The sequence below is a fragment of the Janibacter sp. HTCC2649 genome (assembly GCF_000152705.1).
Lineage (GTDB): Bacteria > Actinomycetota > Actinomycetes > Actinomycetales > Dermatophilaceae > Knoellia.
In genome coordinates this window covers 3,797,366-3,810,270 of the sequence record NZ_CH672413.1, presented here as the reverse complement: position 1 = coordinate 3,810,270, position 12,905 = coordinate 3,797,366, and the positions used below count along the sequence as shown (strand labels likewise).

The window sequence follows — 12,905 nt, the reverse complement described above, 5'->3', positions numbered from 1 at the left end:
ATCACCTTGGGCTGATGGCGCAGAGCCTCAGCCCTCGAACGGCTTCAGGCCGCGCCACGTGGTGACGGTTTCCGGGCTCTGGGTGACCCAGCGGATCACGCTGGGGTCCGCAGTGCCCGCAGCGACCCGGACCGTTCCCGAGGCGTCCTTGACGACGAGATCTGACAGCGAGTCGCTCGTCGCGTCGCCGATCGCCATGACGACGGAGCCCTGGGGCGCGACGAAGTTGAGCTGCGGTCCATTGGAGAGGACACCTCCCCCAGCGTTGCCGTAGATCAGCGGGACTCCGGCGGTCGTGATGCCGAGCACGTCGGAGTCACCGTCCCGGTCCCAGTCGCCGACACCCACGATCGAACGAATGCCGTTCCACCGATAGCCGACGACCTTGGGCTTCAGGAAGCTTCCCTTGCCGTCGCCGGGGTACACCCGCAGCTCAGAATCGGAACTGGTCGCCGCCAGGAGGTCCGGCACTCGGTCGCCCGTGACGTCACCCACCGACGTCATGATGCGCATCGTGTTCCATCCCGTTCCGACCTTCACCGGCGTCCGGAATCCCCCAGTGCCGTCACCGGGATACAGATAGAGCCCTCCGTTGCTCGCGAGCCGACCCAGGACGTCGACCGCTCCGTCGCCGTCCCAGTCGCCCGCGACCCGCAACATGTCGAAGCCCGCCGGGGCGAGACTGGTCTTCACCTCCGGTGCCTGAAGTGCCCCCGCGCCATCTGCATGGACGAGCGCGAGTCGCTGGCTCCCATCGAGGGTGAGCACGTCGTTGTCGCCGGCGTTGTCCGCGTCGCGCCGCACCGTGAGCGCGGGCGTGTTGGGCGTCGCAGCGCTGGTCGCCGTGGTGATCGCCGGGATCCGCGCGTACAACGCGGCACCGGGGCACTCCGTCTCGACGTTGTCGCGGTGCCCCGAGATGGAGCGCTGCGTCTTGCCGCCGAGGTTCACGGTCCAGTCCGGGTCGAGCTGGTGCAGCGAGGCCTTCCAGGCAAACAACTTCGTGTATGCCGTGGTGATCGCCGTCGGGACCGTCGTCCCGCTGCTCGTGAAGGTGCCGATCGCTGCGGCCGAGGTGGTCCACGAGTTCACCCCCGGACTGTGCGCCCCGACGACCGGGCGCGCGATGCCGCCGTAGCGACCCTCCCAGGTCCGACCGAAACGGTCGATGAGGAAGTTGTAGCCGATGTCGTTCCAGCCGTTGTGGTTGACGTGGTAGTCGTAGATGGCCCGGATGATCGAGGGCACCTGATCGGCCGCGTACGTGTTGGCGTTGACGGTGTGGTGGACGACTTCGCCCTTCACCGCGCCATAGGACGGTTCACCCTTGCGAAGGGACTCGTCGGCACCCCAGGCCGCTCGGGTGAGGATCGTGGGAGCGGCCGCGCCAGCCGCGCTCTGCGAGTCCTGCGAGCCCTGGGTCGCATCGGGCGCGGTGGCCGACCGAGAAGTCGGGGCCGCATCGACGGGAGCAGCTCCGGCTTCGTCGACAGTGACCCGCAACGAGGTGGTCCGTGCGGTGTCGCCGCCGAGCACCCGAAGCTCGACCGATCCCGGCTGGGTCGTGAGCAACGGCTCGGAGGCCCTCCGGGCTCCTGCCGCCTCCGCGGAGCCCGCATCGGGACCGTGGGCGTCGAGAGGGAGTTCGGACCACGTCCCGACCTCGCCCGAGGTGGGAAGGAACCGCCACTGCAGCACGCCACGGGGAGTCGCGCCCGACCACGTGACGCCGACGGCGCTCGTGACACCGCGCACGGTGAGGCCTGTGGCCACCCCGGTGACGACCGGCTCCACGCGGTGCTTGCGCGCCTCCTCGCGGTCCGGACCGGAGACCTTGGCCTGATCGGAGGACTGGGCGGCTGGCGTGAACCGGGCCGACCGGTGAGGATCCGTGGTCGCCGCGATGGCCGTGGTCGACTCCGTCGCTCGCGCCGGGAGGGCGAGGAGCAGCGCTGCCGGCAGGCTCAATGCGAGCGCGCTGGCGGTTGCTGCGCGTATTCCGGTGCCCATGGGTTGCCTCCAGTTGGTCGGACGATGACTAGTCACTGTAGTCACATTGGTCCCAATAGCCCCATCTGTGAGTGGTCATTTCGAGCTTCGACACGCCCGAGCCCACTGATATCTTGAGCGCTTGGGGGACGGTCGCTCGGCGGTCCTTGAGTTCACACACCGGGAGACACCATGTCCATCCGTCGACCCCTCGTCGCCACCGTGGCGTGCATCGGGGCCCTCCTCACCGGTCTGGCGGCACCCTCAGCGGGCGCCGCAGCCGAGCCGATCACCCCGTCGCAGAAGCCCGCCGGCAATGCCGTCCGGACTCACGACGCGCCTGCGCTGGCTCGCCAGGACGCCAACCTGGGCCGTGCCGACGGTGCCACGGGCGAGCGCTCCACGACGGCCGCCGGTGTCATCGAGCTGCCGGGTTACTGCCCCACCGGCTTCGCCCCGGGCAAGCTGCTCAACAAGGCGAGCTTCGAGGGCGCGCTCCCCTACCCGGCAGATTCCTACGGCTTCAATGCGACGACCAACGGAGGGGCCACTGATGGTTCCTACAACGCATCGTCGACGATCAGTGCGGGGTACCCGCTCCTGACCTACGTCAACAGCACCCACGTGCCCGTGCCTGCAGGCACACGCATCGGAATGTCGTTCTCCTACACCGGTTTTGGTCCCGACACCATTGGCTTCTCGGTCAACAACTCAGGTGGCACCCTGGCCCCCACCACCACCTGGAGCCGAGTCGCGCTGGATGTCACGTCCGAGGCACGGACCAACGCCGGGTTCCTCGACGCCTTCTTCTTCAACGACACGAGTGTTGACTCGAGCCAGAACTCGACCATGCGGGTGGACGAGGTGCGCGTCTACACCTGTGTTCCCACGCCGTTCAAGCGCGGTGACTGGACCGGCGACCAGCGAGTTGACCTGCTCGGCATCCACGGCTCGGGCGACCTCTACCTGTACCCCGGCACGGGCACCGGCGACATCGTGGCCGGGACGCGGGTCGGTCCCGGATGGGGCTCGTTCACCTGGGCTGGCTCACCCGGTGATGTCGACAGCAACAGCATCAGTGACCTGCTCGGCGTCTCCGCTGACGGCACCCTCTACCTGTACTCGGGTCGCGGCAACGGAGCCTTCGCCACGCGTCGCGCCATCGGCACGGGCTGGGACGTCTTCAGTGCCATCACGACGCCGACCGACGTCACCGGGGACGGAAGCCCCGACCTCATCGCGCGCGATGCTGACGGGACGCTCAACCTGTATGCCTTCGACACGTTCGGTGAGATCAAGCGGGTCAAGGAGATCGGCTGGAAGTTCAACGGCATGAAGTGGATCATCGGGATGGGTGACCTCAACCGCGACGCTCGCGGTGATGTCGTCGCCGTCAATGCCACGGACGGGTGTCTCTACGCCTACAACGCCACGAGCGCCCCTGCGCTGAAGCTGCACGCCAAGGTGGGCTGCGGCTGGAGTGCCATGACCTGGCTCACCAGCCCGGGCGACCTCAACGGCGACGGCCTGGGCGACCTCGTGGCCCGCGACGCCAACGGCCAGCTGTTCTTCTACCCCGGGCGCACCGGTGGTGGCGTCTACAGCGCCGTCAAGGTCGGCTCCGGCTGGACCGGGATGAAGTTCATCCTCTGACGGCTACAGGTGGCCGACTCCGGGATCACGTGCCGCGCAGGTGCAGAACATCCCGGAGGACGGCCGCCGAGCGTCGCCCGTCGTGGACCTCCGAGGCGAAGGTCGGCCCGGCTGCAGCCGCGGCACGTGACTCGTCCCGGTCGGCAACGAGGCGTTCGACCACCTGGCGCAGCTCGTCCGGGGCGGCCTCGACGAGGGGAACAGCCCCTCCGAAGGTGTCTCGGACGGACTGGGCGACATGACCGACGACGACTCGACCGGCAGCCATCGCCTGGACGGCCATGACGCCATAGCTGCCCAGGGTGAACTGGTCCAGCACAATGTCGGCGTCGCGGATGGCGGCGGGCATCTCAGCCGGCGCGACACCCTCCAGGAGCCGGTACTCGACGAGCCCGGCGTCGGCGAGCGGACGGATCGCACTCTCGACGTGGCTCGTGCCCTTGATCGCGGCCCGGCTCGGTGCGTGCAGGACGACGGGCACTTCGCGCTCCATGGCGGGCACGTCGCTGCGCCAGCGCTCGATGTCGACGACGACGGGCAGGAGGTGCGCGTGGGGGACGTCCTCGAGCAGGTCCGGCGTCGACACGAAGACCGGACCGTCGAAGGCCATGACGAGGGGATGCAGGACCTCCCACTGGCGTTGCAGACGTGCGGTGAGCTCGTCGTCGGGGTCAGCGAAGGGTGACCACGACACGGAGGCGGCGTGGCGGCGCGGGTTGCGGATCTCGCTGCCGTGCAGGACGAGACCGACCTCGATACCCACGGAGCGCAGGACCGGCACGTCACCGGTGAAGTCCCGCCCGTGCCTCAGGCCGAAGAGCGGGCGCCCGGCCTCGAGGAGGGCATGGGTCCACTCGTCGAGGCCACGCGCCTCCAGGGACTGCGCCCACCGTGCGTCGTTGGCATAGGTCGCCGCCGGCACGATGTCGTCGGCCTGGAACTGGATGGGGCCACCACGGTCGACGGACAGCACCTCGGTGCGCACCCCGTCGATGTCACGCTCGACGGCCTTGGCCCACTCCCAGGCCTGCCCGGCCATGTTGGCGGGTCCGATCGCGAGGACGGAGGCGCGGTCGTTGCGGACGAACGGCTCCTCACGCAACCCCTCGAGGGGCGTGGAGACGTCGGGTTCGCGCACGGCGGTGTCGCCGAGGATGCCACGGTAGACATCACGCAGCACCAGTTCCTGGCGGTCCCACGCGAAGGGAGTGAGGAGGTCCGCGTCCTCAGCGATCCGGGAGCGCAGGGCAGCGTGACGCGCCCAGACATCCTGGAACGCCGTGACGAAGGACGCCGTGTCCTTGGCGACGTGCACGCCACCGACCCCGTGCTGCTCGACGAACTCGGCCGTGGCGCGGGTGTCACTCACGAGGAGCGGGATCCCCGCGTGCAGGTATTCGAAGACCTTGTTGGGCAGGGCCACTTCGTGGCTGCCGAAGTGGTGGATCGGCAACAGGCCGACATCGGCGGTCCGCAGGTAGGCCGCGACCTCGTCCGGTCGGACCGGGTCGAGCAGGTGCAGACGGTCGGCGACCCCGAGCCGGACGGCAAGCTTGTGCAGCGACTTCGCTGCGGCGATCTCACGGTGGGGAACGGCGACGACGGCGAGGTGGACGCCCGGCAGGTCGACGAGAGCCTGCACTGCCGTGTCCACGCCACGCACCGCGGTGACGCCACCGCTGTAGACCATGAGCGGCACGTCGGGCGCGAGACCGACGTCGTCTCGAATCGTGCGCTCGATCTCGTGGTCGGCCGCGCCGAGCATCGGGCTGTTCATGACGACGGCGGGCCGCGCCGGCAGCCGGTGGTCGCCCTGAAGCTGCTCGGCCAGCGGCTCGGTCACGGTGACGACCGCGTCGGCAGCTCGGACGTACTCGCTCTCGAGGTCGAGGTAGCCCGCGCGACGTCGAACGGTGCGGGGCCCGTAGATCGAGAGGCCGCGAACATACTCGTGTGCGTCGTAGACCCAGGCGGCTGATCGGCCCTGCGCCCGCCGACGGGCCACGGCGCGTGCCGCCACCCCGACAAGGTGCACGTCGTGCGCGTGCAGGACGTCCCACTCGAGCTGGTCGAGCACGGGACCGAAGGCCAGCTCGTAGTCGTCGATCTCGGGGAGGATTCGGCGCCACTGCGCGCCATAGGGAGTGCGGTGCGTCAGCCCGTCGACGGCCTTCCAGGCGTCGCGCTCGTAGGTGCGCAGGCGGCGGTCCGCGCCAGAGCGCACTCTCGCGACGAGACGACGGGCCTTGATCTGGCCGCCGCGCGCCTTGGGGCCGAGGCCGGCACCACTCTCGACCTCACGACGACGCAGGGCCGCCTGGAGGTCGAGGGCGCGTCGCCGGGACGGGTCCATCGCGAGGTTGAGGAGCCCGCGCCGCTCCTTCTTGCGGGCCGCAGCAGCGTCCCGCAGTCGCCACGCGACGGGCACGCGCAGGATGCGCACGTTGCCGAAGCGGCGCTCCTCGCGCACGCCGGAGGAGGCGTAACCCAAGAGCGTGACGTCGAGCCCGGCGTCGGCCAGAGTGAGGCCCATCTTGAGAACCCGCGTGTCGTGGGCAATGTCGTTGCCCACCATCATCACGACCTTGGGCACGTCCTGACGGTCCGCGCTGGACACGATCAGCCCGCGGCGGGCTCGGTGGCCGCGACACCCACGGTGCGGTGGGTGATCCCGGGCCAGTCCTCCGACTTGGTGAGGCGACGGCCGTCGACGAGCGTCTTGAGACCCGGCAGGTCTGCCGGCTTGAGGTCGCGGTACTCAGCGTGGTCGGCCTGGATGACGGCCGCGTCGACCTGCTCACCGAGGTGGTAGGCCGCGAAGCCGAGGGCCTCGAGCTCCTCGTCCGTGTACATCGGGTCGTGGACGACGACGTCGGCACCCAGTCCCTTGAGGGACGTGACCGTGTCGAAGACGCCGGAGAACGCGGTCTCCTTGACGCCACCGCGGTAGGCCGCGCCGAGGACGACGACCTTCTCGCCGGTGAGCGAACCGTGCGCGCCTTCCAGGAGATTCGTCGTGTATGCCGGCATCGCAGCGTTCGCTGCGCGCGCGGCGCTGACGACGGTTGCCGACGGGTCGGTGTGCAGGTAGAGGCGGGGGTAGACGGGGATGCAGTGACCGCCGACGGCGATGCCGGGCCGGTGGATGTGGCTGTAGGGCTGCGAGTTGCTCGCGTCGATCACCTGGAAGACGTCGATTCCCTGGGTCGCGGCGAACTGCGCGAACTGGTTGGCCAGACCGATGTTGACGTCGCGGTAGGTCGTCTCTGCGAGCTTCGCAAGCTCGGACGCCTCAGCGGAGCCGAGGTCCCAGACACCGTTCCCGCGCTCGAGGTCGGGGCGGTCGTCGAAGTCCAGGACGGCCTCGTAGAACTCGCGGGCCTTGTCGGCGCCAGCCTCGGAGAGGCCACCGATGAGCTTGGGGTACTTGCGCAGGTCCTCGAAGACACGACCGGTGAGGACGCGCTCGGGGCTGAAGACGAGGTGGAAGTCCTTGCCCTCGACGAGGCCGGAGATCTCCTCGATCATCGGCTTCCAGCGGTTGCGAGTGGTGCCGACCGGGAGGGTCGTCTCGTAGGACACGAGGGTGCCGGCCGTGAGGTGCTTGGCGAGCTCGCGCGTCGCGCCGTCCATCCAGCCGAAGTCGGGCTTGCCGTCGCCGTCCACGAAGAGCGGGACCACGAGCACGATGGCGTCGGCACCGGGGACTGCGTCGGCGTAGTCGGTCGTGGCGCGCAGGCGGCCAGCGGGCACGAGCTCCTGGAGCTTCTCCTCGAGGTGGGCCTCGCCCGGGAACGGCTCGTGGCCCTCGTTGACGGTGTCCACCGTCGCCTGGTTGACGTCGACGCCCACGACGTCGTGTCCCTTGCTCGCGAACTGCACGGCGAGCGGCAGTCCGATCTTGCCGAGGGCAACAACGCAGATCTTCACAGTGGTTTCCGTCCTGAATCGAGAAAAGGCGACCCCCAGATCATACGGACCCCCGGCCTCGACGACGACGTGCGCGTGCCCCGCCCAGTCAGGACCCGATGATCGATGCCTGCGAGTAGGGGTAGAGGTGGACCACGAAGGGCAGCCCGCCCTGCCACTGCACCGTGGTGTAGGTCGTCCAGGCGCCACAGTTGACGCCCACCGGCAGGGTCGCCGACATGTCCAGCGAGTGCCCGAGGTGGTGGGTCAGGTGGTCGAACGTCTTCACCGTGCGGGCCGTCGCGACCGTCTTGCAGGCCGGGTTGGTCGGGACGAGGAACCCCTGCACCGCGAAGGTCGCGGATCCGCTCGCCGGGAAGGTACGGCGCGGACAACCGGCTCCCCCGGCGCCGTAGCAGTTGGTGAGATAGACGTCGCTGCGGGCCTGGATCTTGGTCGCTCCTGCGGGGGGCAGGTAGCGGAAGATCGGCACCATCTTCTGGACCGTCTTGTCGCCCGCCTCGAACATCTGGACGCCGTACGTCTGGCGCGAGATGCCGAGCCTCTGGGTCGTGAGGGTGCCGAAGGCGTCGCCGATGAAGCCGCTGTAGAGCGTGGCCCGACCCGGCGTCGCGTAGTGCGAGTTCACGTAGACACGCAGCCGGCAGTAGTAGGTGCCTGCGGTGGGAGCCACGAAGAGCAGACGGTTCGCGACGGGGGTGAGTCCGTTGCGGGTCAGGAGGTTGGTACCGGTCCAGGACTCCTTGACGATCGAGCCGTCGGGCCGTTCGCAGGTGATCTTCTGACCGATGGCGTTGCGGTCGGGATACCCGTCGTAGACCTTGGTCTCGGCCATGAGCAACCGGGCCTCGCCCGCCTTGAGGACCAGCGGCAAGGTGGCCCGCACCTCACCGATGCTCGTCGGCGGGCGCTCGGTCATCACGAGGCCACGGGTCGCATAGACGACCTTGACGTAGGCCCAGGCGGTCGAGGTCTGGCCGACCACCACGATCGTCAGGGCGAAGGCGAGCACGAGCGTGGCGCGGCGCAGGGTCCGGCGCGACATCGTCAGGAGAGTGTTCACAGGATCACCGCCATGCCGGTCCAGCCGGATCCGACCTTGACCCCGGCGCGGACCCCACCGCCGGCCTTGCCGGGGTAGAACCACAGTCCCCCATCGGCCGCACGGGCAACGAGGTCTCCGAGCTTGTCGCCGTTGAGGTCGCCGGGCGAGGCCAGGAAGGTCATGCCGCTCCAGCCGCAGCCGACCTTGGTGGCAGACCCGAGGGTGAGCGCCGACGTCGTGACGTAGGCGTAGAGACAGGCGTTGTCACGGTTCACGCCGACGGTGTCACCGCGACGGTCGCTGTTGAGGTCGCCCATGCCGATGATCCAGGACATTCCGTTCCACCCGCTGCCCACCTGTTTGAGATAGCGCAGCGCACCGGTGGACGAGAACGAGTAGAGGTGCAGGGTCGAGTCCGAGCGGCGGGCAAGAAGCTCGGGGCTTCCGTCGAGGTTCATGTCGGTCGGTGTGGCGAACGCGGTCATCGCGCTCCAGCCCGAGCCGACCTCCTTGCGGGCGCTGAACGCCCCGCCGCCCGCGCCGGCATACAGGTACATCCGACCGTCGGTTCCGCGACCCACGAGGTCGGAACGCCGGTCGCCGGTGACGTCGCCGGGGCTGCCCACCCACGAGTAGGTCGACCAGCCGCCGCCGATGAGGACTCCAGCGCCCACCCCGCCGGTCCCTCGACCGGGGTAGAGCCACAGCTCACCCGCGGCCGTGATGCCAAAGAGATCGACGAGGGTGTCGCCGGTCCAGTCCCCACGGATGCCCGTCGCCGGGATCGCGGCACACGACCAGGCCCTGACGTCGTCGATCTCGACCTGGCTCACCGTGCCCTTGGCCGCGGTCACGAGATCGACGAACACCTCGACGGTCCCGAAGGACGCGCCAGCCGTGGCGTTGACGCGCGTCGTGCGCCACTGCGTGGACGGGGCCAGTGCCCCACTTCCGTCATTGACGTAGAGGCCGACCTCACCGGGCGCGAACGTGCCCCGATAGGTCACCGAGACATAGAGGCTTGCGCCGGGGTCCACCGACGCGAAGATCGGGTTGATGACGTTGTCGGTCGCCGTGTCGACCGCCGACGCGGACCTCGCCACGAGCGCGCCCTCGGGCGCAGCACCGGCGCTGGGAGCACCCACGGTCCAACCGACGGAGTAGTCGGGGTTGGGGACCTCGCCGTCCTCGAACCCCGCAGTGAGGTAGGTCTTCTTGACGACCTGACCCGACGGGCACACCGCACCGACCTCGGGGAGCGTCGACGCCGATCGCGCGTCGCGCCTTCGGACCGAGCCGTCCGCAATCTTGCCGTCCGGGTTGGCCTGGGTCGTGCTGTGAACCCCCCGACCGACCGGGCCGGGTCGTTCGAGCGAGGTGATCGGACCCGGAGTTGACCCGCCCGTCCTTGCGTGTGCCTGGGCCGGTGCGGTCGGCGCCACCAACGCTGCTGCGACCACCGTCCCCGATATCAGAGCCGTCATCAGCCGTCGACGTGACGCCACCATTGTTCACCCCTTGTCCCGAAGCTGGCTCGAGCCACCCCCATGCCGCCGCACGATAGCAATGGGTCACGCGGGACGCGCCCAAAACGAAAGAATCCGTCAGGGCGAAGGACAGGGGCCCTCGGTGGCGCTGCGTCGCGCTCCCGATCGGGTCCGAGAGGTCAGCGACCCAGGCGCTTGGCGGCGGAGCGGGCGATGCGCCGCGACCCACCGACCGGGTCTTCGCGCAGGATCGCGACCGCCCGTTTGGCCCTGACCGCGGGGCCCTGCGCCGCCCTGGCCCGTGCGTCGCGGGCGGCCTTCTGGGCCACCGCGATCTCGCTCTGGAGGTCGGCCCGCTCATCGCGCGCACGGGTCTGGAACTCGTCGAGGCGAAGGCGGAGCTGGGCGGCCTCGTACTCGGCGCCGCGCTGACGAGCGGCGAGCCGCTCGAGTCCTGCTCGCAGGGCCAAACCCTCGACGAGCCATTCGTTGGCCAGTCGCAACGTGGCCCTTTCGTCCGTCGCGACGGGCGTGGCCGCAAGGTATGCCGTGACCGGCACCTCGGAGTCGCGGGTCACCGTGAGCACGCTGCGGGCTCGTCGGTGCTGGACGCCCTGGGCCCGCACGACGCGCAGACCTGTCTCGGTGGCCGCGGCCACGAGGGGGCCCACGGGCAGTGCGTCCGGGGCGACGACGAGGGCGAGGATGCCCACACCACGGTCACCGATGGCCTCGGCCAGAGTCTCGAGGGCCGTCACCTCCTCCCCTTGGGGCGCATGGGCGACGACGACCGCTCGCCCGCCCTCACTCTCGCCGGCGTCCGTTCGAGCAAGGTTGGTCGGCACGACTCCGTTCAGGGTCTCGGACCCCGCGAGCAGGGTCACCACGGCGTCGGCGCCGACGGCGGCGCTCGTGGACGAGACGTAGTCACTCAGGGACATCAGGACACCCTCACTGCCAAGTGCATTCCGGACGGATCATCGGTGAAGTCGTTGCGGATGAAACCGATCACGGCGAAGCCGCACGACTCCAGGACCTCACGGTAGCGGCCGTTCGATCGCGTCTTCTGATAGTCCCTCCACACCCGGTCCTCGTCGCGGTCGTGGTCGACGAGACCGATGCGCCCACCGAGCCGGACGAGCGTTGCGAGATGGCGGATGCTCGCCTCCCACTCGGCGTCGTCCATCAGGTGATAGAGGACATCGATGGAGACGATGGCGTCGTACAGGTAGGGCGGGGACCAGTCGGTGAGGGCCGACACGTGGTAGCTCTGCCGAGGTCCTGCCAGGGCACGACACTCGCCGATGGCGTGGGCGCTCGTGTCGATGCCGTCCACCCGGTGCCCGAACTCCGCGAGAAGCCTCGTGTAGTAGCCCTTGCCACAGCCCGCGTCGAGAACTCGACGCCCGGCGCCCGGGTCCGTCCCCGGTCCGAGGGCGGTGACCAGCCGAGCCGCACGAACGGCATACAGCATCGCGTTGGTCGGCTCGTCGAAGCCGATGTTGCCGCCCGAGGCGAGAGCGCCCGTGGTCGCGTGGCGCCGGTCCCAGTAGACCCGCGACTGCGCCGCCGACAACGTCTGCGTGGCGGCCGAATCTCCGACCGACGACTGCTCTGACAACGCGAACCTCCGCTGGGGTGTGGTGGCGGACACGCTAGTGTAGGAAAGCGTTTCCGAGTGCCCGACTGACGATCTTCGAGGAGCCTTTCCGCCCCATGCGCGTTCTGTCGATTGTCGGGGCTCGGCCCCAGTTCGTGAAGCTTGGCCCCATCGCCCACGCGCTGACGTCGGCCGGCCACGAACACGTCATCGTCCACACCGGACAGCACTACGACGCCAAGATGTCCGACGTCTTCTTCGACGACCTCGGCATACCCGCCCCCGACGTCCACCTCGGCGTCGGCTCCGGGTCCCACGGAGTGCAGACCGGCGCGATGCTCACCCAGCTCGACGCCGTCCTCGAGGAGCACGACCCCGACTGGGTGCTCGTCTACGGCGACACCAACAGCACGATCGCGGGAGCCCTGTCGGCGGTCAAGCTGCACTACCCGCTCGCCCACCTCGAAGCCGGCCTGCGCTCGTTCAACCGCCGCATGCCCGAGGAGCACAACCGCGTCCTCACCGACCACGCCGCGGACCTCTGCCTCGCGCCGACCGAGGTCGCCCGCCAGCACCTCGAGTCCGAGGGCCTGGGCGAGCGCACCATCGTCACCGGCGACGTGATGACCGACGTGTGCCTGGCCACAGCGGAGCGCGTGCGTGACATCCCTCCCACCCTGCCCGACGGTGTCGAGCCCGGCACCTATGTGCTGTCCACGATCCACCGCGCCGAGAACACCGACGACCCAAAGCGCCTCGCCGCCATCATCACCGGGCTGGCCGCACTCCCCTACCCCGTCGTCCTCACCGCGCACCCCCGACTCCTGGCCAAGGCCGCCGACCACGGCATCGACCTCACCCAGGGATCCCTCCACACGATCGAGCCCTTTGACTACCCCGCCATGGTCAGCGCCGTGCAGCACGCCCGCGCCGTCGTGACCGACTCCGGCGGACTCCAGAAGGAAGCCTTCCTCCTGCGCACCCCCTGCACGACCGTGCGCACGGAGACCGAGTGGACCGAGACGATCGACCTTGGTTGGAACGTCCTCGCCCTCGACCTCGACCAGCTCACGGCACTCGTCGACCGCCCCACCCCCGCCCCGACGGACGAAGCGCCCTACGGCGACGGCCACGCCGCCGACGCGACCGTGGCGGCCCTCGCCGAGCGGGTCCGCACCCGACCCTGAGACGTGAGCGGGCG

At 69.5% G+C, this 12,905-nt stretch carries 9 protein-coding genes; 2 read left to right on the top strand and 7 right to left on the bottom strand.

Annotated features, from left to right (window positions below; translation table 11 throughout):
* Nucleotides 1-27 precede the first annotated feature (27 nt).
* A complete protein-coding gene (locus JNB_RS20720; protein ID WP_009778001.1) occupies nucleotides 28-2,010 on the bottom strand; it encodes an FG-GAP-like repeat-containing protein in 1,983 nt (660 codons plus the stop codon).
* 171 nt (nucleotides 2,011-2,181) lie between these two features.
* On the opposite strand from JNB_RS20720, the gene JNB_RS18205 reads away from it, so the two are divergent.
* A complete protein-coding gene (locus JNB_RS18205; RefSeq protein ID WP_009778000.1) occupies nucleotides 2,182-3,642 on the top strand; it encodes a VCBS repeat-containing protein in 1,461 nt (486 codons plus the stop codon).
* Between the two features lie 25 nt (nucleotides 3,643-3,667).
* Here the strand turns inward: JNB_RS18205 and JNB_RS18200 are convergent, their stop codons facing one another.
* The 6 genes from JNB_RS18200 to JNB_RS18175 form a co-directional block, all read right to left on the bottom strand.
* Complete coding sequence (locus tag JNB_RS18200) at nucleotides 3,668-6,235, bottom strand: glycosyltransferase (RefSeq protein WP_148232512.1); 2,568 nt, start codon at nucleotides 6,233-6,235, stop codon at nucleotides 3,668-3,670.
* Between the two features lie 26 nt (nucleotides 6,236-6,261).
* On the bottom strand, nucleotides 6,262-7,572 hold the full coding sequence (locus JNB_RS18195) for a nucleotide sugar dehydrogenase (RefSeq protein ID WP_009777998.1): 1,311 nt from the start codon (nucleotides 7,570-7,572) through the stop codon (nucleotides 6,262-6,264).
* 88 nt (nucleotides 7,573-7,660) lie between these two features.
* Nucleotides 7,661-8,617 carry a hypothetical protein gene (locus JNB_RS18190; protein ID WP_148232511.1) on the bottom strand — a complete coding sequence of 319 codons (957 nt, stop codon included), beginning with the start codon at nucleotides 8,615-8,617 and terminating at the stop codon, nucleotides 7,661-7,663.
* Nucleotides 8,618-8,631: 14 nt separating this feature from the next.
* Nucleotides 8,632-10,101 carry an FG-GAP-like repeat-containing protein gene (locus tag JNB_RS18185; RefSeq protein ID WP_148232510.1) on the bottom strand — a complete coding sequence of 490 codons (1,470 nt, stop codon included), beginning with the start codon at nucleotides 10,099-10,101 and terminating at the stop codon, nucleotides 8,632-8,634.
* Between the two features lie 182 nt (nucleotides 10,102-10,283).
* Nucleotides 10,284-11,045 carry a hypothetical protein gene (locus tag JNB_RS18180; protein WP_009777995.1) on the bottom strand — a complete coding sequence of 254 codons (762 nt, stop codon included), beginning with the start codon at nucleotides 11,043-11,045 and terminating at the stop codon, nucleotides 10,284-10,286.
* On the bottom strand, nucleotides 11,045-11,758 hold the full coding sequence (locus JNB_RS18175; RefSeq protein ID WP_148232509.1) for a bifunctional 2-polyprenyl-6-hydroxyphenol methylase/3-demethylubiquinol 3-O-methyltransferase UbiG: 714 nt from the start codon (nucleotides 11,756-11,758) through the stop codon (nucleotides 11,045-11,047). Before JNB_RS18175 ends, JNB_RS18180 begins: the two co-directional genes overlap by 1 nt.
* Before the next feature lie 62 nt (nucleotides 11,759-11,820).
* Here JNB_RS18175 and wecB point away from each other — a divergent pair, with 62 nt between their 5' ends.
* Complete coding sequence (gene wecB / locus JNB_RS18170) at nucleotides 11,821-12,891, top strand: non-hydrolyzing UDP-N-acetylglucosamine 2-epimerase (RefSeq protein ID WP_009777993.1); 1,071 nt, start codon at nucleotides 11,821-11,823, stop codon at nucleotides 12,889-12,891.
* The last annotated feature ends 14 nt before the right edge of the window (nucleotides 12,892-12,905 follow it).